Source organism: Geodermatophilus sp. SYSU D01036 (assembly GCF_054050435.1).
The window spans coordinates 93,817-115,963 of record NZ_JBJGZJ010000004.1 but is presented as its reverse complement, the minus strand read 5'-3'; the positions used below and the strand labels follow the sequence as shown (position 1 = coordinate 115,963).

22 protein-coding genes are annotated in these 22,147 nt (G+C 77.4%); 9 read left to right on the top strand and 13 right to left on the bottom strand.

Annotation, left to right across the window (positions count from 1 at the left end):
* Window positions 1–49: 49 nt before the first annotated feature.
* The 6 genes from ACI8AR_RS06620 to ACI8AR_RS06595 form a co-directional block, all read right to left on the bottom strand.
* Window positions 50–1,363 carry an alpha-amylase family glycosyl hydrolase gene (locus ACI8AR_RS06620; RefSeq protein WP_457050282.1) on the bottom strand — a complete coding sequence of 438 codons (1,314 nt, stop codon included), beginning with the start codon at window positions 1,361–1,363 and terminating at the stop codon, window positions 50–52.
* A gap of 85 nt (window positions 1,364–1,448) precedes the next feature.
* Window positions 1,449–2,045 (bottom strand): hypothetical protein, encoded by a 597-nt coding sequence (locus ACI8AR_RS06615; RefSeq protein WP_457050281.1) that lies wholly within the window; start codon window positions 2,043–2,045, stop codon window positions 1,449–1,451.
* Entirely contained in the window at window positions 2,042–2,749 is a 708-nt protein-coding gene (locus ACI8AR_RS06610) for an HDIG domain-containing metalloprotein (RefSeq protein ID WP_457050280.1), read from the bottom strand. Before ACI8AR_RS06610 ends, ACI8AR_RS06615 begins: the two co-directional genes overlap by 4 nt.
* Window positions 2,750–2,832: 83 nt before the next feature.
* Window positions 2,833–3,039, bottom strand: a complete 207-nt coding sequence (locus tag ACI8AR_RS06605) for a hypothetical protein (RefSeq protein WP_457050279.1) — start codon at window positions 3,037–3,039, stop codon at window positions 2,833–2,835.
* A 103-nt stretch (window positions 3,040–3,142) separates the two neighbouring features.
* Window positions 3,143–3,664 (bottom strand): RDD family protein, encoded by a 522-nt coding sequence (locus tag ACI8AR_RS06600; protein WP_457050278.1) that lies wholly within the window; start codon window positions 3,662–3,664, stop codon window positions 3,143–3,145.
* A complete protein-coding gene (locus ACI8AR_RS06595; protein WP_457050277.1) occupies window positions 3,661–4,707 on the bottom strand; it encodes a hypothetical protein in 1,047 nt (348 codons plus the stop codon). Before ACI8AR_RS06595 ends, ACI8AR_RS06600 begins: the two co-directional genes overlap by 4 nt.
* Before the next feature lie 313 nt (window positions 4,708–5,020).
* Between ACI8AR_RS06595 and ACI8AR_RS06590 the strand changes: the two genes are divergently transcribed.
* The 3 genes from ACI8AR_RS06590 to ACI8AR_RS06580 all read left to right on the top strand — a co-directional run bounded on the left by ACI8AR_RS06590 (window position 5,021) and on the right by ACI8AR_RS06580 (window position 8,975).
* Window positions 5,021–7,705 (top strand): LuxR C-terminal-related transcriptional regulator, encoded by a 2,685-nt coding sequence (locus tag ACI8AR_RS06590; RefSeq protein WP_457050276.1) that lies wholly within the window; start codon window positions 5,021–5,023, stop codon window positions 7,703–7,705.
* 162 nt (window positions 7,706–7,867) lie between these two features.
* Window positions 7,868–8,344, top strand: coding sequence for a DUF7144 family membrane protein (locus ACI8AR_RS06585; RefSeq protein WP_456936399.1), 477 nt, complete (start codon window positions 7,868–7,870; stop codon window positions 8,342–8,344).
* Between the two features lie 142 nt (window positions 8,345–8,486).
* On the top strand, window positions 8,487–8,975 hold the full coding sequence (locus tag ACI8AR_RS06580) for a DUF6325 family protein (protein WP_457050275.1): 489 nt from the start codon (window positions 8,487–8,489) through the stop codon (window positions 8,973–8,975).
* 15 nt (window positions 8,976–8,990) lie between these two features.
* Here ACI8AR_RS06580 and ACI8AR_RS06575 read toward each other — a convergent pair whose 3' ends face one another.
* The 4 genes from ACI8AR_RS06575 to ACI8AR_RS06560 all read right to left on the bottom strand — a co-directional run bounded on the left by ACI8AR_RS06575 (window position 8,991) and on the right by ACI8AR_RS06560 (window position 13,405).
* The gene (locus tag ACI8AR_RS06575) at window positions 8,991–9,584 is read right to left on the bottom strand and encodes an Rv1733c family protein (protein ID WP_457050274.1); all 594 of its coding nucleotides are present in this window, start codon (window positions 9,582–9,584) and stop codon (window positions 8,991–8,993) included.
* Between the two features lie 15 nt (window positions 9,585–9,599).
* A complete protein-coding gene (locus tag ACI8AR_RS06570; protein WP_457050273.1) occupies window positions 9,600–11,018 on the bottom strand; it encodes an MFS transporter in 1,419 nt (472 codons plus the stop codon).
* 42 nt (window positions 11,019–11,060) lie between these two features.
* The gene (locus ACI8AR_RS06565) at window positions 11,061–11,423 is read right to left on the bottom strand and encodes a carboxymuconolactone decarboxylase family protein (protein ID WP_457050272.1); all 363 of its coding nucleotides are present in this window, start codon (window positions 11,421–11,423) and stop codon (window positions 11,061–11,063) included.
* 104 nt (window positions 11,424–11,527) lie between these two features.
* Window positions 11,528–13,405 (bottom strand): glycoside hydrolase family 15 protein, encoded by a 1,878-nt coding sequence (locus ACI8AR_RS06560; protein ID WP_457050271.1) that lies wholly within the window; start codon window positions 13,403–13,405, stop codon window positions 11,528–11,530.
* 133 nt (window positions 13,406–13,538) lie between these two features.
* On the opposite strand from ACI8AR_RS06560, the gene ACI8AR_RS06555 reads away from it, so the two are divergent.
* Window positions 13,539–15,152 (top strand): hypothetical protein, encoded by a 1,614-nt coding sequence (locus ACI8AR_RS06555; RefSeq protein ID WP_457050270.1) that lies wholly within the window; start codon window positions 13,539–13,541, stop codon window positions 15,150–15,152.
* Window positions 15,153–15,162: 10 nt separating this feature from the next.
* Here ACI8AR_RS06555 and ACI8AR_RS06550 read toward each other — a convergent pair whose 3' ends face one another.
* Both ACI8AR_RS06550 and ACI8AR_RS06545 read right to left on the bottom strand, forming a co-directional pair.
* Window positions 15,163–15,759 (bottom strand): potassium channel family protein, encoded by a 597-nt coding sequence (locus tag ACI8AR_RS06550; RefSeq protein WP_457050269.1) that lies wholly within the window; start codon window positions 15,757–15,759, stop codon window positions 15,163–15,165.
* 58 nt (window positions 15,760–15,817) lie between these two features.
* The gene (locus ACI8AR_RS06545) at window positions 15,818–17,365 is read right to left on the bottom strand and encodes a DUF2252 domain-containing protein (RefSeq protein WP_457050268.1); all 1,548 of its coding nucleotides are present in this window, start codon (window positions 17,363–17,365) and stop codon (window positions 15,818–15,820) included.
* A gap of 112 nt (window positions 17,366–17,477) precedes the next feature.
* On the opposite strand from ACI8AR_RS06545, the gene ACI8AR_RS06540 reads away from it, so the two are divergent.
* The 3 genes from ACI8AR_RS06540 (at window position 17,478) to ACI8AR_RS06530 (ending at window position 18,956) form a co-directional block, all read left to right on the top strand.
* Complete coding sequence (locus ACI8AR_RS06540) at window positions 17,478–18,050, top strand: HdeD family acid-resistance protein (protein ID WP_457050267.1); 573 nt, start codon at window positions 17,478–17,480, stop codon at window positions 18,048–18,050.
* 126 nt (window positions 18,051–18,176) lie between these two features.
* Entirely contained in the window at window positions 18,177–18,395 is a 219-nt protein-coding gene (locus ACI8AR_RS06535) for an SHOCT domain-containing protein (protein ID WP_457050266.1), read from the top strand.
* Window positions 18,396–18,449: 54 nt separating this feature from the next.
* Window positions 18,450–18,956, top strand: a complete 507-nt coding sequence (locus ACI8AR_RS06530; RefSeq protein WP_457050265.1) for a DUF1269 domain-containing protein — start codon at window positions 18,450–18,452, stop codon at window positions 18,954–18,956.
* 67 nt (window positions 18,957–19,023) lie between these two features.
* Here ACI8AR_RS06530 and ACI8AR_RS06525 read toward each other — a convergent pair whose 3' ends face one another.
* Window positions 19,024–19,515, bottom strand: a complete 492-nt coding sequence (locus tag ACI8AR_RS06525; protein ID WP_457050264.1) for a hypothetical protein — start codon at window positions 19,513–19,515, stop codon at window positions 19,024–19,026.
* 111 nt (window positions 19,516–19,626) lie between these two features.
* Here ACI8AR_RS06525 and ACI8AR_RS06520 point away from each other — a divergent pair, with 111 nt between their 5' ends.
* Window positions 19,627–21,357 (top strand): alpha/beta hydrolase, encoded by a 1,731-nt coding sequence (locus ACI8AR_RS06520; protein ID WP_457050263.1) that lies wholly within the window; start codon window positions 19,627–19,629, stop codon window positions 21,355–21,357.
* Between the two features lie 18 nt (window positions 21,358–21,375).
* On the top strand, window positions 21,376–22,083 hold the full coding sequence (locus ACI8AR_RS06515; RefSeq protein WP_457050262.1) for a CPBP family intramembrane glutamic endopeptidase: 708 nt from the start codon (window positions 21,376–21,378) through the stop codon (window positions 22,081–22,083).
* Window positions 22,084–22,147 lie beyond the last annotated feature (64 nt).

Here is a 22,147-nt window from a genome sequence, read left to right as displayed (position 1 = left end):
AGCATGCCGGGCCCGCCGGGGCCCCGACAGGCCCCCGGGCGCGGCGACCTCAGCCGGTGAGGACGGCCCAGCCGTGGGCGGGCAGCCCGACGTCGCCGTGGCCCACCGACGCGCCGCCCGCCTGCACCGACCCCGCGCCGGGGGCGGGCACGCGCACCGCGGCGTCGGCGAGGTTGAGCGCGACCAGCAGCCGCTGCCCGTCCCCGGCGACGGCGTACACCAGCTGCTCGTTGGCCACGTGCACCTGATCGGGCGCCGCGGTGTGCAGCCAGCGGTGCCGACGGCGCAGGCCGACCAGCTCCCGGTGCAGCGCGAACGTCGGCGCGCCGAGCGGCGAGAGCCCGGACGGGTCGGCGGGGAACGGCGGGCGGACGGCGTCGTCGCCCCCGGCGCGGTGCTCCTTCACCCCGCGGAAGGCGTGCTCGTCGCCGGACCACACCGCCGGCGTCCCGCCCACGGTGAACAGCACCGCGAGGGCGTGCGGGAGGTGCCGCACGTCGGGGAGCTGGCTGGCGATGCGGGTGACGTCGTGGTTGCCCACGAACGTCCACGGCACGAAGGAGCGCAGGAAGCCGGCGTGCCGCTGCAGCGACCAGGCGAGCTCGAACAGGTTGCGCTCGGCGATCCCGTGCCAGACCGCCTGCCACAGCTCGTACTGGGTGACCGCGTCCAGCCCGCCCTCGGCCACGAGCCGCGGGTAGTCGCCGTGGATGACCTCCCCGACGACGTAGGCCTGCGGGTGACGGGCGCGCACGGCGGGCAGGACCCGCGCCCAGAACGACGGCGGGACGGCGTAGGCGGCGTCCAGGCGCCAGCCGTCGGCGCCGCGGTCCAGCCAGTGCGTCATCACGCGGGTCACCAGGTCCGCGACGGCGGGGGAGGAGTGGTCGAGCTCGACGAGCAGGTCGTGGCCCTCGAAGACGTCGGCGCCCGGCGCGGTGCCCGGTGTCCAGTCCGGCGGCCAGTGCAGCCGGAACCAGTCCGCCGTCGGGGCGTCGCGCCCCTGCTCGACGACGGCGCGGAACGCGGGGTGGTCGCGGCCGACGTGGTTGAACACGCCGTCGAGCAGCACCCGGACGCCGCGCTCGTGCGCCGCGGCGAGCAGCGCGTCGAGGTCGGCGTCGTCCCCCAGGCGGGGGTCGACGCGGAAGTGGTCGACGGTGTCGTAGCCGTGGGTGCCGCTGGCGGACACCGGCCCGAGCGCCAGGCCGTTGCAGCCCAGCGCCAGCAGGTGGTCCAGCCAGCGCTGCAGGTGGGGCAGCCGGTGCCGCAGCTGCCCGGGCGGGAGGGCGGCCGGCTCCGCGCCGGTGAACGACAGGGGGTGCACCTGCCACCAGATCGCGTCGGTCACCCAGTCCGGCACGTCGCTGCTCCCGCGGTCCGCGGCCCCGGGCGGGGCCCCCGCCACCCTCCCCGAGCGGGCGCGGTCCCGCAGTGCGGGCGGCGGCTCAGCCGCGGGCCGCGCGCCCGCCGGTGGCGCGGACGAGCAGGTCGGCGGCCGGCGTCCGGCCGAGCTCCGCGAGCAGGTCCGCGGCCTCCTCGTCGAGGCGCACCGCCAGCCGGGCCCGGCCGGCCCACGTGCCGCGCTGCCGCAGCAGCGCCCGGCCCAGCGACCACGCGCGGAACTCCCCGACCAGGCCGCGCGCGTCCGCCGCCGGCGCGGCCGCGACCCGCTGCCGGGCCCGCCGCAGCGCCTCGTCCCGGTCGAGCACGGCCGCGACGTCGCCGGGCAGGTCGGGCCGGGCGGCGACCGCCGCCCGCACGTGCACCAGCGGCGTCGCCGCGACCTCGCCGAGCGCGGCGGCGGGACCGGTGAGCGCGGCGGCCAGCCGGCTCGCGGCGGGGGAGGCGTCGTCGAGGACGGACCGGACCAGCCGCACGACCTGGCCGCCCGCCCAGGGGGAGGCGTCCTCGGCGTGCTCGGCGGCCGCGAGCACCAGCGCCGTGGCGGCGACGTCGTCCCCGCGCCAGAGCCCGTGCCGGCCGGCCCACTCCCAGGGGTCCTCGGCGGGGTACCAGCGGGGGGAGGGGCGGTGCGGCGTCACCCGGTCCCATCGGCCGCCCGGGCGGGGGAGCTGGAGCCCTCGGCGGCGCCCGTCCCCCCGTCGTGGGAGGGGACGGCCCGCAGACCGTGCAGGTGCGCGAGGCGCCGCTCGGTGCGCGCGACGGCGGCCCGGACGACCGGCGCGCGCCGGGGGTGGGCCCGGGCGGTGGCACTGTCGGGGCCGTGTCGGCCGAGCACGTCGGCGAAGCGGTCCTCGACGTCGACGGTGCGGCCGTCGGCGGCCGTGGTCTGGTCGGCGTAGGTCAGCGCGTCGGCCAGCGGACCGGAGGCGCACCCGCCGGGGTCGAGGTCCCGCACCCGCTGCCCGAGCCCGCGCTCGTCGGCGACGAAGCGGGCGCCGGAGTGGTGGGCGACCAGCCCGACGACCACGGGGTGCCAGCCGCGGTCGCGCAGGTACTGGGCGCCGTCGAGCGGGTGGAAGCCCGTGCGCCGGACCTCCGGGGCGTAGCCGATGTCGTGCAGCCACGCGGCGGCCAGCAGCAGCGGCCGATCGGCGGGGGCGACCGCGGCCGCCGCCTCCTCCGCGCGCCGCGCCACCCCCTGCTCGTGCCGCCAGCGCGTCCCCGTGTCCCCCAGCAGCCGGGCGGCCAGCCGGTGCGCGGCCGCGACGAGCAGCGGGGACGGGAGGCGCGCCGGGGCGGTCCCGGCGCGGACCGTCCCGGACGTCGCCTCACGCGGTGGCACGGGTCCTCCCCGGTCGGGTGTCGCGCGCACCGACCCTCCTCCGGCGTCGCCCGCCGGAGCCTCGTCCGCGGGGGACGGCCGGGTCACCGCCGCTGCGCGGCGTGCCGGTACTCGAGGAGGGCGTTGAGGTTGGCCTCGGCCTGCGTCCGCAGCTCGAGGGCCAGTTCGAGGGCCCTCGCGTCGCCCGGCCGGCCGCAGGCCCGCCGCGCGGTCCGGAGCTCGGCCAGTGCCCGCACGATGAGGGAGTCGAGGACGGTGAAGCGGTCCGGGGTCGGCGCCAGGGTGGGCATGACGGACCTCCCGCCGGTCGTCGCGGCCCGGTGCTGCCGGGGCCGGGGCGCACGGGGCACGGCGTCCCGGACACCCCGAGCCTGCCCCGCGGTCCGGCGGCGGTCATCGTCCGCCAGGGACGACCGGGGGCGGCGGCCGGTCGTAGACGACCGAGGTCCGCAGCACCAGGTCCTGCACCGACCGGTTGCCCCGGCTGACCAGCACCCACAGCAGGCCGACGGGGAACGCCACGCACAGCACCGCCCGCACCGCGGACCGTCCCCAGCCCAGCCGGTCCCCGCGGTCGTCACCGACCCGCAGCCCGAGCAGCCGGTCCCCGTAGGTCCGCCCGGCGTCGGCCCAGGTGACGGTGAGGTAGACCGCCAGCACCCCGAGCGCCCAGGACAGCAGCGCCGACGACGACGGCGCGGGGAAGGAGAAGCCGGCCGGGTTCACGAGGAACCGGGCGGCCGCGACCGCCGCGTAGCCCCCGACCACCAGCAGCGCGACCACCAGCAGGTCGACCACGTTGGCCAGCGCGCGGGTGACCAGGCCGGCGCGGCCGCCCCGCGGCCCCGCGCGCTCCACCGGCGCCGGTGCCGGGACGGCGGCCCGCGTGCCGCGCCGCTCCTCGGCCCGGGTCACGACGGCTCCGGACCGGCGGGGCCGCGGACGCCGTCACTCGCCGTGGTCCGCCGCGCGTGCCGGCGCAGCAGCCGGTCGACGACCCGCTCCACCGCCCGGTCGGCGTCGGCGCCCTGGTCGCGCACGGAGCGCACCACCTCCGAGGTCACCGAGCCGGTCGAGGCGCGCAGCAGGCCGGGCAGGTCGATGACCTCGACCACGTACCGCGCGAGGCCGGCGAGGTCCATGCGGAGGGCCGCGGCGTCGAGGTCGAGGCGCGCGGCCGCGCGGTCGAGGTCCACCCGGTCCACCGCGGCGTCGAGGTCGACCCGGGCCACGGCGCGGTCCAGGTCCACCCGGTCGACCACGCCGTCGAGGTCCACCCGGTCCAGCACCCGGCCGACGTCGACCCGGTCCACCGCGGCGTCGAGGTCGACCCGGGCCACGGCGCGGTCGAGGTCCACGCGCGCCACGACGGCGTCGAGGTCGACCCGGTCCAGCACCCGGGCGACGTCGACCCGGTCGGCCACCGCGTCGACGTCGACCCGGCCGACCGCGGCGTCGAGGTCGACGCGGGCCACGGCGCGGTCGAGGTCCACGCGCGCCACGACGGCGTCGAGGTCGACCCGGTCCAGCACCCGGCCGACGTCGACCCGGTCGGCCACCGCGTCGACGTCGACCAGGGCCGCCAGGCGGTCGAGGTCCACGAACTCGCCGACCAGTGCCGGGACGTCGAGGCGGGCGAGCAGTCCCCGGGCCACCGCCGGGACCACGCGGTCGGCCGCCCCGGCCAGCGCGCGCGCCGTCGCCGCCACCGGGTGGGCGAGCACCTCCGGGGCGCGCCCGGGCCGCGGCAGCCGCGCGGTGACGGCGCGGCGGCGGGTGGCGGCGCTGTCGGCGAGGAGGCGGGCCAGCGCGGCGGTCACCTCGAGCACCGCGACCGCCGCCTGCACCACGTCCCGGACCGCGCCGTCGGCGTCGAACCGGTCCGGTGGCGGGGAGACCGGCGGTGCCCCGGCCGGCCGCAGCCCCTCGGCCGGTGGACCACCGGGGTTCACGGCCACCGGGGGACGCCGCCCGCTGTCAGGACCATGCGCCCTCCCGCCCTCGGAGCCGCCAGCGTCCGGCAGGGGCCGGGGCCGTCCCTCATCCGGAATGGATGAACCCGTCCCCCCAGCGGGGCGGGAGGCTCCGGTGACCTCCCGCCTCGCCACCGCGGGTTCCGTGGACGGGGAGGCCGGTGACCTTCGGCTCTGAGGTCCCGCAGGCGAGACGGCCAGGCTGGGGTAGGGGCCGGTCGCACGTCCGGCCCGGTAGGCGCCCATAGGGAGGCTCCGGAACGGGGGACGGCCTGCACCGCACGCGGGAGGACGCGCCATGGCGAGTCTGTCGCCGATCCACGCGACCGGGTCGGGGACGGCGGTGCCCGCCGCTGCGCGATCCGGTCCCGCCCTGCTGGCCTCCAAACTCACCCCGCCCGAGCCGGGGGAGGCCACCGTCCTCCGGCCGCGGCTGACCACCGCGCTCACCCAGGCGGTGCAGCGGTCGCCCCTGACCCTGGTCAGCGGGCCGGCGGGGTCGGGCAAGACGGTGCTGGCGGCCTCGTGGGCACGCAGCCGGCCGGACGACGGCCCGGTCGCCTGGCTCACCCTCGACGACTACGACGACGCCGCGGCGTTCTGGAGCTACGTCGTCGGTGCGCTGGAGTCGGTGGGGCTCGCGCGCGCCGGCCTGTCGTCCCTCGAGCCCGGGGAGCCGGAGCCGCCCGGGTTCGTCCCGTCCCTCGCCGGCCGGGTGGCCGCGCTGCCCCGGCCGGTGACGCTGGTGGTCGACGACGCCGACCACGTGCAGGACCGGTCGATCGGCACCGGGCTGGACCTGCTGGTCCGGCACTCCGGGGGCAGGCTGCGGCTGGTGCTGTGCGCCCGCGCGGACCCCCCGGTGCCGCTGCACCAGTACCGGCTGGCCGGGACCGTCTCGGAGATCCGCGCGGACGAGCTGGCCTTCACCGCGGACGAGACCCGGGAGCTGTTCGCCGCCATGGGCGTGCCGGTGTCGCCGGAGGTCGCCCGGAGGCTCCACGCGGAGGCACAGGGGTGGGCGGTCGGCCTGCGGCTGGCGGGCGCCGCTCTCAGGCAGGGGGCGTCCCCCGAGCACCTGGTGACCTCGCTCGCGCAGGACGACGGCAGCGTGGCGCAGTACCTGTTCGCGGAGGTGCTGCAGCGGCAGCCGGCCCCGGTGCGGAGGTTCCTGCTGCGGGTCAGCGTGACCGCGGAGCTGTGGCCCGACCTGGTGGACCGGCTGTGCGGGCGGCCGATCGGCCGGCGGGTCCTCGCGGGCCTCGCGCGCGCCAACGCGTTCGTCGAGGTCGCGCCCGGCGCGCCCGGCGGGTACCGGGTCCACCCCCTGTTCCGGGAGATGCTGCAGGCCCAGCTGGCCTACGACCACCCCGGCGACGTCGCCGCCCTGCACCGCACCTGCGCGGCCTGGTACGCGGCGGCCGGCCGGGTGCCCGAGGCGGTCGGTCACGCCGTCGCCGCGGAGGACTGGCCGGTGGTCGCACGGCTGATGGTCGACGACCTGCTCGTCCCGCGCCTGCTGGCGCACGGCACCGACCCCACCCTGGACGGGGTGCGCGCGCTGCCCGAGCGGTTCCGCGGCCCCGACGCCGCCGTGCTCCGCACCGCGGTCGCCCTGACCGACGGGGCCGCGCCCGCCGCCGCCGACCTCGCCGACGTCGCGGCGGCCCGCGGGGAGGGCTCCCGGCCGGCCCTGCGCGCCTCGGCCGCGCTCGCCTCGCTGGCCACCGCCGCCGACTCCGGGGTCCCCGCCGGCGCCCGGCTCGCCGAGGCCGACGCCGCGGCGCCGCTGATCGCCGCTCTCCCGGACGACGACCGGCGGGAGGGCGCCGCGGTGCTGGGCGCCCTGCGCGCCACCGCGGCCCTCGGCACCGACGAGCCCACCGGGCAGCTGGCCGCCGGGTTGCGCTCGGCGGCGGCCGCGGCCCAGTCGGCGGGCTCGCGGCACCTGCGCAGCAGCACCGTCGCCTCCCTCGGCCTGCTCGAGGCCCTCGAGGGCCGGCTCAACCGCGCCGTCGAGCTGGCCGGCGAGGCCGAGAGGCTCGCGGCCGGGGAGGGCCGGGACGACGCCGCCCGCGAGCCGGCGTCGGCAACTGCGCTCGCGTGGACGCACCTGCGCCGCTACGACCTCCCCGCGGCCCGCGAGTGGCTGGGCCGGGCGCACGCCCGCACGCGGTCCCGGGGCGACGGCACGGCCGGCGCCGCCCACGCGGAGCCGCTCCTCGCGGTGCTGCAGAGCCAGCTGCTGCGGCTGCGGCACGAGTACGACGCGGCGGAGCGGTGCCTGGGCCCGCACCTGCGGGGGCCGCGCCTGCCCCGGTGGGTGGCCGAGCCGGTGATCAGCGAGGTGGTCCGGCTCGCGGTCGCCCGCGGCCACGTCACCGACGGGCTGTCGATCCTCCGGGAGACCCGGGGCGACGAGCCGTGGAGCCGGCGGCTGCGCGCGACGGTCGACCTCCTGTCCGGCGACCCCACGGCGGTGACGCCGACCGAGCCGACGCAGACGCGGGCACCGGCCGCCGTCGTCGAGGCCCGGGTCATCCGCGCCTGCCAGCTGCTGGAGGGCGGCCACGCGCCCGCCGCGGTGGACGAGCTCGCCGAGGCGCTGGAGACGGCCCGGCCCGAGCTGCTGCGCTGGCCGTTCGTCGACACCCTGCCCCAGGCCCGGCGGCTGCTGCGCACGCAGCCCCGTCTGCAGGGGCCCGCCGCCTGGCTGAACCCGTCGGCGACCAGCGCGCCGCGCCCGGGCGGGGCCCGCCCGGCGGCCGCCCGGGAGGTGCCGGACGTGGTCCAGGAGCTCAGCGACCGGGAGACCGAGGTGCTGCGGCACCTGGCGGGGATGCTGTCCACGGCGGAGATCGCGGCGACCATGTTCATCTCGGTGAACACCGTCCGCACGCACATCCGCAGCATCCTGCGCAAGCTCGCCGTCAGCCGGCGCAACCAGGCGGTCCGGCGGGCCCGCGAGCTCGGCCTGGTCTGACCTCCCGGCGGGCGGGTCGCCGCGGCGGGAGGTGACCGGGGTCATGCGGAGCGGACGATGCCCGCCCGCCCGCCGCGGCCCCACGCTGCTGCCGCACACGCCCCGGTCCCGCCCGTCGCACGGGTCACCGGGACCCGGGGCCGGACCGAGGAGGAGAGGCACGTGACAGACACCTCGCGCGCGGACGCGACGTCGACGAGCACGTCGGTGCCGCGGCCGCGCTACGAGCAGCAACCCCTCGAGGAGCGGCCCAGCGGCTGGGCGGGCTGGGTCGTCTTCGCCGGCGTCATGCTCGTCATGCTCGGCACGTTCCAGATCATCCAGGGGCTCATCGCCGTCTTCGACGACGGCTTCTACCTGGTCGCGGACTCCGGCCTGGCCGTGAACGTCGACTACGACGTCTGGGGCTGGACGCACATGATCATCGGCGCCGTCGGGATCGCGGCGGGGCTCGGCCTCCTGGCGGGCAACATGGCCGCCCGCGTGGTCGGCGTCTGCATCGCGTTCCTGAGCGCGCTGGTGAACCTCGCGTTCATCGCCGCGTACCCGGTGTGGTCGGTCCTCATGATCACGATCGACGTCATCGTGATCTACGCGATCATCGTCCACGGGCGGGAGCTGAAGTCCGACTACCGCTGACCGCCGTTGCGCGCGGGGGTGCCCGTCCCGGGGACGGGTACCCCCGCCGTCGTGCGGATCGTCCGCGCGGGGGGACGTGGACCGGCGGCCCCCGCGCCGACGCTGGGTCGACCGCCGTCCACCCGCACCCCCTGGGGCAGAGATGACCACGGACCTCCAGCAGCCGACCGACCCCGACCTCGACCAGATGGGACCGGTCGACTACCTCGTCGTCGCCTTCCCGGCCGACCGCATGACCGGCGAGGCTCTCCCGCTGCTGGTCGACCTCGTCGACCGCGGCGTGATCCGCATCCTGGACCTGGTGTTCCTGCGCAAGGACGCGGACGGCTCCGTCACGGCCCTGGAGCAGAGCGACCTCCGGCGGATGCAGGTCCTCGAGGCGGCGCTGTTCGACGGCGCGCGCTCCGGCCTCCTCGGCGACGACGACCTCGCCGAGGCCGCCGCGGCGCTGGACCCGGGCACCGCGGCGGGCATCCTCGTCTACGAGAACGTCTGGGCGGCGCCGTTCGCCCGCGCGCTGCGGCGCTCCGGCGGCCAGCTGGTCGCCTCCGGCCACGTCCCGGTCCAGGCGATCCTCGCGGCGCTCGACGCCCTCGAGGCGGAGCAGCCGGCCCCCGCCGAGCGGCCCTGAGCGGCGTCCGGCCCCTCAGGGCCGGGCGCTCCACCCCCGCTCGACGGCGGTCCAGCCCTCGGTCCACTGCCGGTCCCGGCGGGCGTCCAGGGACCAGCACAGGACCACGTACAGCAGCCCCGTCACCAGCGGCACGCCGACGAGGACCAGGCCCCCCGTCGCCACCGCCGACCCCGGGATGGTGGCGGGGTCGAGCGGTTCCCGGGTGACCCTGCCGCCGGCGTCCACCCACACGGACACCCCCGTCCCGGCCGGGGCGCCGGGGCGCACGTGCAGGACGCCCTCGCGCGGCTCCCCGTACCGCCCCGGCCAGGTGGCGGGCGCCGGCACCGCCCCGGCCACGCGGTCCCCGGCCCCCTCCAGGTGGTCCACGCCGGGAGCGTCCTCGAGCAGCACGGCGCGCACGCGGTGCCGCTCGGCGGCCTGCGCCTCGGCCTGCGCCTCGAGGGAGTGCCGCGTGGCGGTCGTGGCGGCCACCGCCAGGGGTGCGGCGGCCAGCAGGGCGAGGACGACGGCGAGCCGGCCGAGCACCTGCAGCCGGTCGGTGCCGCGCTTGAGCGGCCCCGAGCCCAGGGTGAACCACCGGACGGGGTGCAGCGTGCCGTCCACGGCGGGTCCCGGGGGTCACGCGGGCGGCGCGGGCGCCCGGCGCGGCGGGTGGGGGAGCAGGAAGGCGGCCAGCCACCCCACGACGGCGAACCCGCCGACCACGACGATCGCGGTGAGGAACGGGGGGTTGCCCGCGGCGGCCGCGCCCACGAGCACCGAGCCGGCGATCGCGACGCCGAGCGAGGACCCGAGGTTGGAGACGCTGCGCGAGACCCCGGAGATGTCGCCCTGGACGTTCTCCGGCCACGCCGACTGCACCACGTTGACCGACGCGGTCAGCATCGCGCCGACACCGAAGCCCATGAGGAACAGCCCGGGCCAGAAGGTCCAGATCGCGGAGTCCTGGCGGGCCAGCGCCAGCAGCAGCGCGAGCCCCGCGACGGTGAGCGTGAAGCCGGCCCGGATCAGCAGGCGCTGCGGGTGCCGGCTGGCCATCCGCTGCGCCGCCCCGGAGGCCAGCAGGATGCCCACGGTGGCGGGCACCAGCATCAGCCCGGTCTGCACGGCCGAGTAGCCCCGCTCCTGCTGCAGGAAGACCGAGATCACGAAGAACGAGCCCTGCATGACCAGCCACTGCACGGTCTGGGTGGTCAGCCCCAGGTTCGACGTGCGGTTGCGGAACAGCGACGGCGAGACCAGCGGCGTGCGGCCGTGCCGCTCGCGGTTCTGCGCGTGGAGGAGGAAGACGGCCAGGAACACGCCGCCGAGGGCGACCAGGACCCACACCCGGGACGAGGTCCAGCCCTGGGTCCCGGTCTGCAGGATCCCGAAGACGACGAGGAACAGCCCGGCGGCCGACAGGACGGCACCCAGCAGGTCGAAGCGCGGGCGCTGCGCCGGCAGCGGCGGGTCGTCGATCCGGCGGGCGAGCAGCACGATCAGGGCCACGACCACGGCCTGCAGCACGAACGACGCCCGCCAGCTCACGTAGCTGGTGATCAGGCCGCCGATCAGCGGCCCGGCGGCGGCACCCAGTCCCGCGGCGCCGCTGACGACGCCGAACCACTTGGCGCGGGTCTTCACGTCGTCGAACACGACGGTGATGAGGATGTAGATCGGCGGGATGAGCAGCGCCGACCCGATCCCCTCGAGGAGCGAGTAGCCGACGGTCAGCAGGAGCAGCCCCGGCGCGAGCGCGGCCAGCAGGGCGCCGGCGCCGTAGACCGCCAGGCCGAGGACGAAGCAGCGCTTGCGGCCCCAGATGTCGGTGAGCTTGCTGCCGGGGATCATCAGCGCCGCCATCGTCAGCGTGAACAGCGTGATGGTGGTCTGGATCCCCGCGACGTCGGTGTCGAGGTCGTCGGCGATCGTGCTGATCGCGACGTTCATGTTCGACGCCGCGTAGCTGGCGATGAACTGCGCGAGGGCGAGCGGCAGGACGACCGCCCCGGCCGTCGCGGTGGCCGCCGCGCCCGCGGCGCCGGTCCTGGTCACGGGAGGTCCTCCGGGTGGGGATCGGCGCCGCGGCGGGCGGGGTCAGGACGTGCGCTGCTCGGGGATGGCGTCGGCCAGCGCCTCCGCGCCCAGGACGGCGCGCAGGATGTTGCCGGCGGCCGCGGTGATGCGCGGGGTGCCCACCAGCGGGGCGATGGCGACGAGCACGGCCTGCGCCTGCTCGACCGTGACGCCCGAGTCCTGGGCCATGCCGAGGGTGACCGCGTAGGACGCCGGCGGTGCGCCGACGGCCACGAGCACGGCCAGGCGGACGAGCAGGTAGGTGTCGGGGTCCAGGCCGGAGCGCTCGAGCGCGTCGAGGTTCATGGCGAGGACGGTCTCGATGACCGGGGCGTCCCCCCGGGCGAGGGCGTCGAGGGTGTCGTCGGGGACGGTCTGGGTCATGGCTCCTCCTGGGGTGGGCCGGCGGCGGGGGGTGGACCGGCGGTGCCCAGCCTCGGCAGCGCGGGCGCCGCCGGACCTCCCCCTGCGCGGACGACCCGGCCGGCTCAGCCGGCGCCGACGACGTGCGGCGCGCGCCCGTCGAGGGCCGCGTCGAGGGTGACGGCCGCGTCGATGAGGGCCAGGTGGGTGAACGCCTGCGGGAAGTTGCCGATCTGCTCGCCGGTGAGGGCGATCTCCTCGGAGTACAGGCCCACGTGGTTGCCGTAGGTCAGCATCTTCTCGAAGGCGGTGCGGGCGTCCTCGAGCCGGCCGGCGCGGGTGAGCGCGTCGACGTAGGCGAACGTGCACAGCGAGAACGTCCCCTCCGACCCGCGCAGCCCGTCGGGAGAGGCCTCGGGGTCGTAGCGGTAGACCAGGCTGTCGGTCACCAGCTCGCGGTCCATCGCCCGCAGGGTCGACTCCCACATCGGGTCGCGGCCGTCGATGAACCCGACGGTGGGCATCCGCAGCAGCGCGGAGTCCAGGACGTCGGTGTCGTAGTGCTGGACGAAGGCGTTGCGGGTGCGGTGGAAGCCGCGCTCGAGCACCTGGCGGTAGACGGCGTCCCGCTCGGCGGTCCAGCGCCCGAGGGAGGCGGGCCGGCCGTGCTCGGTCGCCAGCCGGATGCCGCGGTCGAAGGCCACCCAGCTCATGACCCGCCCGTAGGTGAACGGCTCCCGCCCGCCGCGGGTCTCCCAGATGCCCTCCTCCGGCTGGTCCCAGTTGTCGGCCAGCCAGTCGAGCACCCGGGTGACCGCCGCCCAGCCCTGCGCGGGCAGCGGCAGGCCGGCCCGGATGCCGCTGTAGAGGCTGTCCAGCGCCTCGCCGTAGATGTCGAGCTGCAGCTGCTCGGCCGCGCCGTTGCCGATGCGCACCGGGGCCGAGCCCCGGTAGCCGCGCCAGTGCTCCAGCACGTCCTCCTTGAGGTCGGAGGAGCCGTCGATCCGGTACATGATGTTGAGCGGCCCGCTGTCGCTGCCCGCCCGCTCGCGGATCCGGTCGCCGAGCCAGCGCCCGAAGTGCCCCGCCTCCTCGCGCATCCCCAGCCGCAGCAGCGCGTGCACGGAGAACGACGCGTCCCGCACCCAGGTGAAGCGGTAGTCCCAGTTGCGCTCCCCGCCGACCTGCTCGGGCAGGGCCGCCGTCGGGGCCGCCACGATGCCGCCGCTGGGCGCGTAGGTCATGAGCTTCAGCGTGATCGCCGACCGCTGGACGTCCTCGCGCCAGCGGCCGCGGTAGGTGGACCGGTCCACCCAGGACCGCCAGCCGGCGATCGTCTCGGCGAGCAGCGCCCGGATCTCGGACGGGCGGACCTCCCGCGGCCGGGCCTCCGCGCCGGTCTGCAGCACGACGCCGCGGACCTGCCCCGCCTCCAGCGTGAGCGTGGCGTGCACGTCGGTGCCGTCCAGCCGGGCCTGCCCCAGCCGCTCGTCGTCGGGCTCGCGGACCAGGTGCAGCGTCATCCGGGCGCTGTCGGACGTGAAGACGGCGCCGCCGGAGGAGGCCTCCACCCGGTGGGCCTGCCGGCCGTAGTCGAAGCGCGGGGCGACGTCGATCTCGAAGTCCACCCGCCCCCGGACGCACTGGACCACGCGCACGATGCGGTGGTCGTCGGTGGCCGCGGTGCCGGCCATCGGCATGAAGTCGAGGACCTGCCCCATGCCGCCCGGGGTGAAGAAGCGGGTCACGAGGACGGCGGTGTCCGGCAGGTACATCTGCGAGGACGTGTACTCGGTGCCGGCCGGGCGGATGCGGAAGTGCCCACCGCGCTCGTCGTCCAGGATCGCGCCGAAGACGCTCGGCGAGTCGAACCGGGGGGAGCAGAACCAGTCGATCGACCCGTCGGTGGTGACCAGCGCGGCGGTCTGCAGGTCACCGATGATCCCGTGGTCGGCGATGGCCGTCTCGGGCCGGGCGGTCGCGGGCGGGAGGGTGTCGGTCATGGCGGCGACCGTGCTGCCGGGGACCGGCGGTCGCCTCATCCCCCGTGGGTGATGAACCGCGGACCCCGTGCCCCCCAGGGTGGGACGCCGTCGGCGGGCGTCCCGCCCCTGCCGCGGCAGGGAGGTGGGTCCCGTGCGCCGCTTCGCGACCGGTCTGCTGCTGCTCGTCAGCACCGTCGCCCTCGTCCTGGCGAGCACGTCGCTGTGGCTGCGCCAGAACGTGGTCGACACCCAGGCGTTCGTGACCAACGTGGAGACGGTCGTGGACCTCCCGGCGGTGGAGGCCCGCGTCACCGAGCAGGTCACGACGACGGTGATGGCCACCAGCGAGGTGCAGACCGCCATCGACGACGTCGTCGCGGCGCTGCCCGAGCGGCTGCAGACGTACCGGTCGACGGTGGAGGGCGGCGTCAGCTCGCTCGTGTCGGCCGGCGTGAGCCGGCTGCTGGCCTCCGATCCGTTCCGCCCGCTGACCGAGGCCGCGCTCACCTCCGCGCACGACCAGCTGGTCGCCGGCGAGGCGGTGCGATTCACGCTCGGGCAGGCGAAGGACCGCATCCCCGACTCGGTCCGGGAGGGCATCGCCGGCCAGGTCCTCGACCTCGTGCCCGACGACGTCGGCGTCACCCTCCTGACCCCGGCGCAGAACCCGGAGGTCTACAACGCCGTCGACCTGCTCCGGTCGGTCTGGTGGTGGCTGGGCCTGGTGTCTCTCGGCACGCTCGCGGGCGCGCTCGCCGTCTCCCGGCACCGGCGCGGCACCCTGCGGGCGTGGGCGGTGACCACGGCGGTCCTCGCCCTGCTGGTCCTGCTCGCCCTGCGGATCGGCCGCGGCCTGGTGGTCCAGGGGGCCCGGCCGGACAACCGGGACGCCGTCGGCGCGGTGTACGACGTCTTCGCCGGCGACCTGCGGTCCTGGACGCTGTGGCTGCTCGTCGGCGCCGTGCTCCTCGGCGTGTTGACCGTCGCGTGGGGCCGGCTCGGCCTCGCCGCCGGCGTGCGGCGGGGAGCGGCGTCGGCCCGGGTCGAGCTGCAGCGGCGCCGGGAGCGGGCGCGGGCGGCGCGGGCGGCCACCGCCGGGGAGGCGGCCGACGGCACCGAGCCCGGGGCCGTGGTCACCGCCCGGGAGCCCTGGACGCGGCGGACCGTCGCCTGGGCGCGCGCGTTCGCCGACGGCCTGGACCTGCCCGGCCGGACCGCCCGGTGGGGCGCGGCGGTGCGCGACCACCTCGGCCCGGCGCGGTGGGCCGGCATCGCGCTCGGTGCCGTGGTCCTGCTGCTCTGGCCGTCACCCACCCTGTCGGTGCTGATCTGGGTCGGCGCCCTGGTGGCACTGTGGATCGGTGCCCTGGAGTGGCTGAGCGGCCGCGCGCAGACCGCGGCCCCGGCCGCGCCGGGACCGGGCGTCCCCGCCGCGGAGGCAGTGCCGGCCGGGGTGCCCGCCCCCCGCCCGGGGCCGGAGGCGGGCGGCGTGCTGGTCGGTGCCGCCGCGACGGCAGCGGGGACGGCGGCGGCGGGGACGGCGGTGGCAGCCGGGACGGCCGGTGGGCCCGAGGGAGCGGGACCGCTGCCGGCGCCGGTGCCGGTCCCCGACGCCGAGCGGCTGGTCCCGGCCCTGCCTCCCGAGGCGATCTCCACCCTCGAGGACCGGCTCGACCTGCTGCTGCGCCTGGGCGCCGCCCGGGACGCCGGCGTCCTGTCCGAGGAGGAGTTCCTCCGGGTGAAGAACCGGCTGCTGGCCTCGTGAGCGGGCCGGGTCAGCCGTCCCCGCCGGGGGCCGGGCCGTCCGACTGGGTCGCCCGGCGGCGGTCCACCGCGCCGAGGAACAGCTTGAGCACGAGCCCGATGAGCACCAGGTCGCCGACCATCAGCACGGTGGTGAGGACCCGGGCGACGGTGCTGACCGCGCTGATGTCCCCGAAGCCCACCGTGGCGAACACGGTGACCACGAAGTAGACGCCGTCGACGCGGTCCAGCGGCTCGCTGAACGCCCGCGGGTCGGTGCCGGACAGCTGCACGAACACGGTCGCGAACAGCAGGAGGAACAGCGGCAGCGACAGCGCGATGCCCTCGACCGCCTGCAGCCCCGGGTGCCGGGAGCGCAGGATCGCCCGCACCTGCACGACGACCAGCACCCCGACGGCGAGGACCCCGGCACCGAGCGCGAGGACGGTGCCCACGGTGAACGCCCGGTCGAGGGGGAGCAGGGCGTAGACGACGAGCAGCCCCGACGTCGTGAGCAGCGTGCGCGCGGCACCCCGCAGCAGCGGGCCGCGCCCGGGCAGGCCGTGCGGCGACGCTGCCGGCCCGGCGGTGGCGCCGGGTGGCCGGTCGGTGCTCGCCGGGCCTCCCACGCGCGCAGCGTCCCGGTGCCCGTCCGCGCCGCGGATCACCCGGCCCGGGTGACCCGGGTCAGACGTCGCGCTGCACCGGCACCCGGCCCGCGGCGGCCGCCTCGGCCAGCTGGCGGTGGTCGCCCTCGGTGACGTCGGCGCACGCCTCCGCGTAGTCGGCGAGCGCGTGCTCGAACGCCGGCGAGGAGCCCAGGTAGCCGGTGATCGCGATGCGGTCGCCGGTGCGGGCGTGCGCCCGGGCCAGGCACCAGGCGCACACCGTGCCGAGGGTCTGCAGCCCCTCGGGGCGCAGGTCGCCGAGCTCGATCGACCCCTTCCAGTCCCGCAGCTGCCGGAGGTAGAAGTCCCGCTCCACGCCGTCGACGCCCGCGGTCCGCTCCCAACCGAGGAAGACGTCGCTCGCCTGCTGCATGAGGCGCTGGCCGGCCACCACCCGCTCGCCCTGGTGGGTGTAGCGGCTGGGCCCGACGAACTCGGCGTGCACCGAGGGGCCGGCCTCCTTGACCTGGAGCAGCAGCGGGTCGTCGTCGTCGCGCCCGACGAGCAGGACCACCCAGCAGCGGGTGCCGACGCTGCCCACCCCGACGACCTTGCGGGCCATGTCGACGTACGCGTACCGCTCCAGCAGGGTGCGGCGGTCCACCTGCAGCGAGCTCCGGTACTGCCGGATCAGGCCGTGGAAGGCGCCGGCCGGGTCCGGGCCCTCCGCCCCGGGTACGAGGTCGCGCAACGGCGTCAGCAGCGGGGGCTCGGCCTTGATCCGCAGCCGGCCGTCGACCACCTCGGTGAGCTTGCCGAACGCCTGGAGGCTGTCGCGGGTCCGCGCCCGCTCCAGCGCGCGGGTCAGCCGCTTGCGCGCCCCCGGTCCCAGCTGCGGGGCCAGGTCGCGCTGCAGCGCCTCGGCGTCGAGGCCGGCGTACCAGACCTCGATGTCCCGCTGAGCGGCGAACTCCGCCATCGCCGTCCGGTACCGCGCCCCGGCGGCGACCGTGACCGCGCGCCGCTGCTTGCGGGGGAGTCCGTTCTCCCGGGCGGCCAGCTCCAGGCTGGCGACCAGCCGCCGGACGTCGTGCTCGAACGGGCCGGGCAGGGTCTCGTCGAAGTCGTTGGTGTCGAACACCAGCCGCCGCTCGGGGGAACCGAACAGCCCGAAGTTGGCCGCGTGCGCGTCCCCGCACATCTGCACGGTCAGCCCCGAGCGGGACGCTCCGGCCTGGTCGGAGGCCATGACGCGGGCGGCGCCGCGGTAGTAGGCGAAGGGGGACGCCAGCATCCGCCCCCAGCGGATGGGCACCAGCTCGGGCACCCGGCCGGCCGCCTGCTCCTCGAGCAGGGTGAGCGGGTCGCGGGTGCGGGTGGCCCGCGGGGACTCGGCGAGCGCGTCGAGCGGGGCGCCGGCGCGCAGCGCCTTCCCGGCGGCCCGCCGCTGCTGCGGCGTGGGCCGCGGCGGACGCCCGGCCCCGTGCGGGGGCCGGTCCTCGACGACGACCGCCGTCCCGGTCCGCACCTCGCTCCCGTCGAGCACGGTGCCGCCGCCCCCGCGGCGCGCGTCCCGGGTCGTGGTGGTGGTCCGGGCCGTCCGGCGTCCGGCTGCGCCTGTGCTCATGGCCCGACGGTGCCGGGACGGGCGGCGCGGTGGCCTCATCCGGTGGGGATGAGGCCGTTCCGCCCCCGGACGGCGACCCTCGGCGCCGGAACGCTGCCGGGAGGAGACCGCGATGAGCACCGACCTGTCCCGTCCCTCCGTGACCGCCCCGCCCCGGCGCAGCGGCGCGCGCGTGGTGGTCGGGCTGCTCGGCCTGGCCGTGGTGGTCCTCGGGGTCGTGCTGCTGGCCAACCCGGTCGCCGCCGCGCGCAGCCTCGCCCTGCTCGTCGGGCTCTCGTTCATCGCCGGGGGGCTCCTGGAGATCGCCGTCGGGTGGGACTCGGGGCGCTCCCGCGGGGCGTCGGTGCTGCTGGGCGCCGTCCTCGTGGTCGGCGGCGTGCTGGCCGCGGTCTGGCCGGGCGTGACGCTGTGGACGCTCGTGCTGGTGACCGGGCTGTCGCTGATCGTCCACGGCGCCGGCCGGATCGCGCTGGCCGTCGTCGGGCGGGACCGGGTCGACGGGCGGGGCTGGCTGGCCGCGCTCGGCGTCGTCGACGTGGTCGTCGGCGTGCTGGCCCTCACCTGGCCGGAGGCCACGGTCCTGGTGCTGTGCGTCCTCTTCGGCATCCAGGTGCTCTTCCTCGGCCTGGCGCTGGTGGCCGTCGCCTTCCTGCGCCCCGGAGGCGGAGCGGCCGGCGGCCGGTGACCCACAGGACGACCACCCCTGCCCGCCCGACGCGCAGGGGACAGGACCGAGAGGACAGGAGCCGACATGCCAGGACTGCTCCGCGGCGTCGCACGCACGGCCGTCGTCGCAGGCACGGCAAGCGCCGTGTCCGGCCGCGTCCGGCGGCGCCAGGCCAACCGGTGGGCCCAGCAGGACGCGGCCGCCGCGCCGCCACCGCAGCCGCCGCCCGCGTCGGTGCCCCCGCCGCGCACCGACACCGACACCAAGCTCGCCCAGCTGCGCGAGCTGGGCCGGCTGCACGACTCCGGCGTCCTGGACGACGCCGAGTTCGCCCTCCAGAAGAGCCGGATCCTCGACTCCTGACCCCGGGCCGCCGGTCCGGTCCACCCATCCCGAGGGAGGAAGTACATGGCCACCATGACCGTCTGGACATTCCCGACCGCCGGCGGCGCCGATCGGGCCCAGGCCACGCTCGCCGACCTGCAGCGCCGGGAGCTGATCAGGATCCACGACGCCGCGATCGTCACCTACCCGGAGGGCGCGCGGAAGCCGCGGACCCGTCAGCTGCACAACCTGGCCGGTGCCGGCGCTCTGGGCGGCGCGTTCTGGGGGATGCTGTTCGGCCTGATCTTCCTCGTCCCGCTGCTCGGCATGGCGGTCGGCGCGGCGATGGGCGCCCTCACCGGCAGCATGACCGACGTCGGCATCGACGACGCCTTCATCCGCCGGATGCGCGAGGAGATCCGGCCGGGGACCTCGGCGCTGTTCGTCCTCTCCTCGGACGCGGTCGTGGACCGGGTCCGGGAGGCGTTCGAGGGCCAGGAGATGACCCTGGTGGAGAGCAACCTCAGCAACGACCAGGAGGCCAAGCTGCGCGAGGTCTTCGCCGACACCGAGGAGCCCGCGCCCGCGACGACGGGCTGAGCGCTCCGCAGGACGGGGCCCGGTCGCAGCCGCGTGCGGCCGGGCCCCTCCGTGCGCCGTCGGCCGGTCAGTGCACGAGCGACTTGAGCAGGACCAGCCCGGCGCCGACGAGGGCCACGAGCGCGCCCCGCAGCGCCGCGGAGCCGGGCGGTGACCCGGCGAACCGGGCGGCCCAGTAGCCGTAGAACCCGATCAGGCCCACCCCGGACCACTTGGCGACGGTGAACGCGGTGCCGGTCGTGAGCACGCCGAGCGCGGCCAGCAGGAAGAAGACGGCGGGGAACACCACGCCGAACCCGACCGCCCCGGCGTCCTCGATCATGTGCACCACCTCGGTGCGCGTGACCCGCCGCCGCGTGCTGGTCTCGGTGCCCACCACGCCGCTGTAGACCTCGGCGAGCCCCACGGCCACGGCGGTCCCCAGCAGCCACACGGCCATCACCCACGGCGACGGCGGGTGCTGCTCGACCGCGACCACCAGCGCCAGGCCGATGATCGAGCCGTAGACGACCCGGCCGACCTGCCGGGAGCCCAGGTGCGCCTCGAGTCCGGCTCGCATGGGCCGCAGCGTGGGGGGCCGCCCGCGGGCCGCACATCGTCCGCCCGGTGCGATCCCGGCCGCCCCGGGCGTCCGTAGCGTCAGCGCCCCCACGTGCGTGTGGAGCCGTCCATGACGACCGAACCGGTGACCCGAGACGCCTCGGTGGCGCCCGCCGTCCCCGCGCCGCGCCGGGCGCCGGAGGAGGGGCCCCCGCGCCGGCCGGGCCGCCGGTGGCTGCGCCGGCTGCCGCGGTACCGGTGGAGCGGGCTGGCCGGGGCCGTGCTGCTCGGCTGCCTGTCCCTGACGCCGTCGCTGCTGCCCCGCGGCTGGGTGGTCCAGGGCCTGGTCGCGGGCATCACCGCGGCGATCGGCTACGGGCTGGGGACCGGCCTCGCCTGGTTCGTCGCGGAGGCCACCGACCGCCGGATGTCCGCGCGCTTCCGGCGCCGCGCGTGGCAGGTGCTGGCCGTGGCCGGGACGGCGCTGGTCGTGGTCTCGCTGTGGCTCGGCGCGCGCTGGCAGCGCGAGGTCCACCTGCTCATGGGGCTCGACCCGCCGCGCGGGTACTCCTCCGCGGGCATCGTCGTCGTGGCGGTGCTGCTCTTCGTGCTCCTGGTCGCCCTGGGCCGGGGCGTCCGGTGGCTGGGGCGCGGGCTGGTGCGGCTGCTGGGCCGCGTCCTGCCGCGCCGGCTGGCCCGGCCGCTCGGCGTCGTGGGGATCGGGGCGCTGGTGCTGTTCCTGGTGAACGGCGTGCTGTTCCAGGGCCTGGTCGAGGCCGCGAACTCCGCGTTCAGCGTGCAGGACGACAGCACGGGGGAGGGCGCCGTCCGGCCCACCGGCGCCGAGCGGTCCGGGGGGCCGGGCTCGCTGCTGCGGTGGGAGGAGCTCGGCCGGCAGGGGCGGATCTTCGTGGGCACCGGCCCGACGCCGGAGGACCTCGCCGCGTTCTCGGGGCGGCCGGCGCTCCCGCCGGTGCGCGTGTACGCCGGGCTGGCGTCGGCCGAGGACGTCGAGGAGCGCGCGGACCTCGCCGTCCGGGACCTGGAGCGGGCCGGCGGCTTCGACCGGGCGGTGCTCGCCGTGGTCACCACCACCGGGACCGGCTGGGTCGACCCCGCGGCCGGCGCGGCGCTGGAGCACGTGTTCAACGGGGACACCGCGATGGTGTCCATGCAGTACTCCTACCTGCCCAGCTGGCTGTCCTTCCTCGTCGACCAGGCCAAGGCGCGGGACGCCGGGCGGGCGCTGTTCGACGCGGTGTACGGCACCTGGTCCCGGCTGCCGGTGGCCGAGCGGCCGGACCTGCTGGTGCTCGGCGAGAGCCTCGGCAGCTTCGGTGGGGAGGCCGCGTTCAGCGGTCTGGCCGACATCCAGAACCGGGCCTCCGGGGTCGTCTGGGCGGGGCCGCCGAACTTCAACGCGCTGTGGCGGGACCTGGTCGCCGACCGGGACGAGGGGTCGCCGGAGTGGCGCCCGGTGCTCGACGGCGGGCGGACCGCGCGGTTCGCCGACGAGGCCGCCGACCTGGCCGCGCCGCCCGCGCCGTGGGGGGACTCCCGGGTCGTCTACCTGCAGAACGCCTCGGACCCCATCGTCTGGTGGTCCCCCCAGCTGCTGCTGACCCGGCCGAGCTGGCTCGAGGGGCCGCGGGCGCCGGACGTGTCGGAGGCCATGACGTGGCTGCCGTTCGTCACCTTCTGGCAGGTCACCGCCGACATGGCGTTCTCCACGAGCGCCCCGGACGGGCACGGCCACCGGTACACGGCCGACTACGCCGACGCGTGGGCCGCGGTCGCGCAGCCGCCCGGGTGGACCGACGCCGACACCGCGCGGCTGCGGCCGCTGCTCGGCCGGTACTGACGCGGCCGGCGCGGGCCCGTGACGGCGTCGGCCCGCGCCCGGCTGCGCAGCGGGACCGTCGTCGCGGCGATCGCCGTGCTGGCCGTGGCCGGCCCGCTCGTGCGGCCGCCGTGGTGGGTGCGCGGCCTCACCGGCGCCGCCCTGCTCGCGGGGGCGCGCCTGTCCGGGCTCGGCTGGCCGGAGCTGGGCCTGGGCCGCGACCGGCTGGCGGCGGGCTGCCGGTGGGCGCTCGGGGCGGTGGGCGTCGTCGGCGCCGTCTACCTCGTGGGGGTCCTGGTCCCGCCGACCCGGCCGGCCTTCCTGGACGACCGCTACGACCTCCCGCTCCCCGGCGTGCTGGCGAAGGTGCTCCTCAGCATCCCGCTGGGCACGGTGGTCCTCGAGGAGGTCGCGTTCCGCGCGGTGCTCTGGGCGGCGCTGGCCCGGCACTGCCGGCCGTGGCAGGTGCTGGTCACCACCGCGGCGGCGTTCGGCCTGTGGCACGTCCCGACCGTGCTGGCCGCCGAGGGCGGCGACCGCGGCCTGCCCGCCGGCGTGGTGGTGGGCACCGTCGCGGTGACCACCGTGGGCGGCCTGGTGTTCGGCGAGCTGCGCCGGCGCAGCGGCAGCGTCGTCGCCGCGGCCGGCGCGCACTGGGCGACCAACGCGCTCGGCGTCCTCGCCGGGCCCCTGGCGCGGCGGCTGGACGCGGCGGGCGGGTCCCCGGGCCTCGTCCTCGGCGGGTGAGGCCCGGGACCGCCCCGTTCCGGCACCGTGGCACGGTCCCGGGAACGTCCGTCCCCCGGGGCGA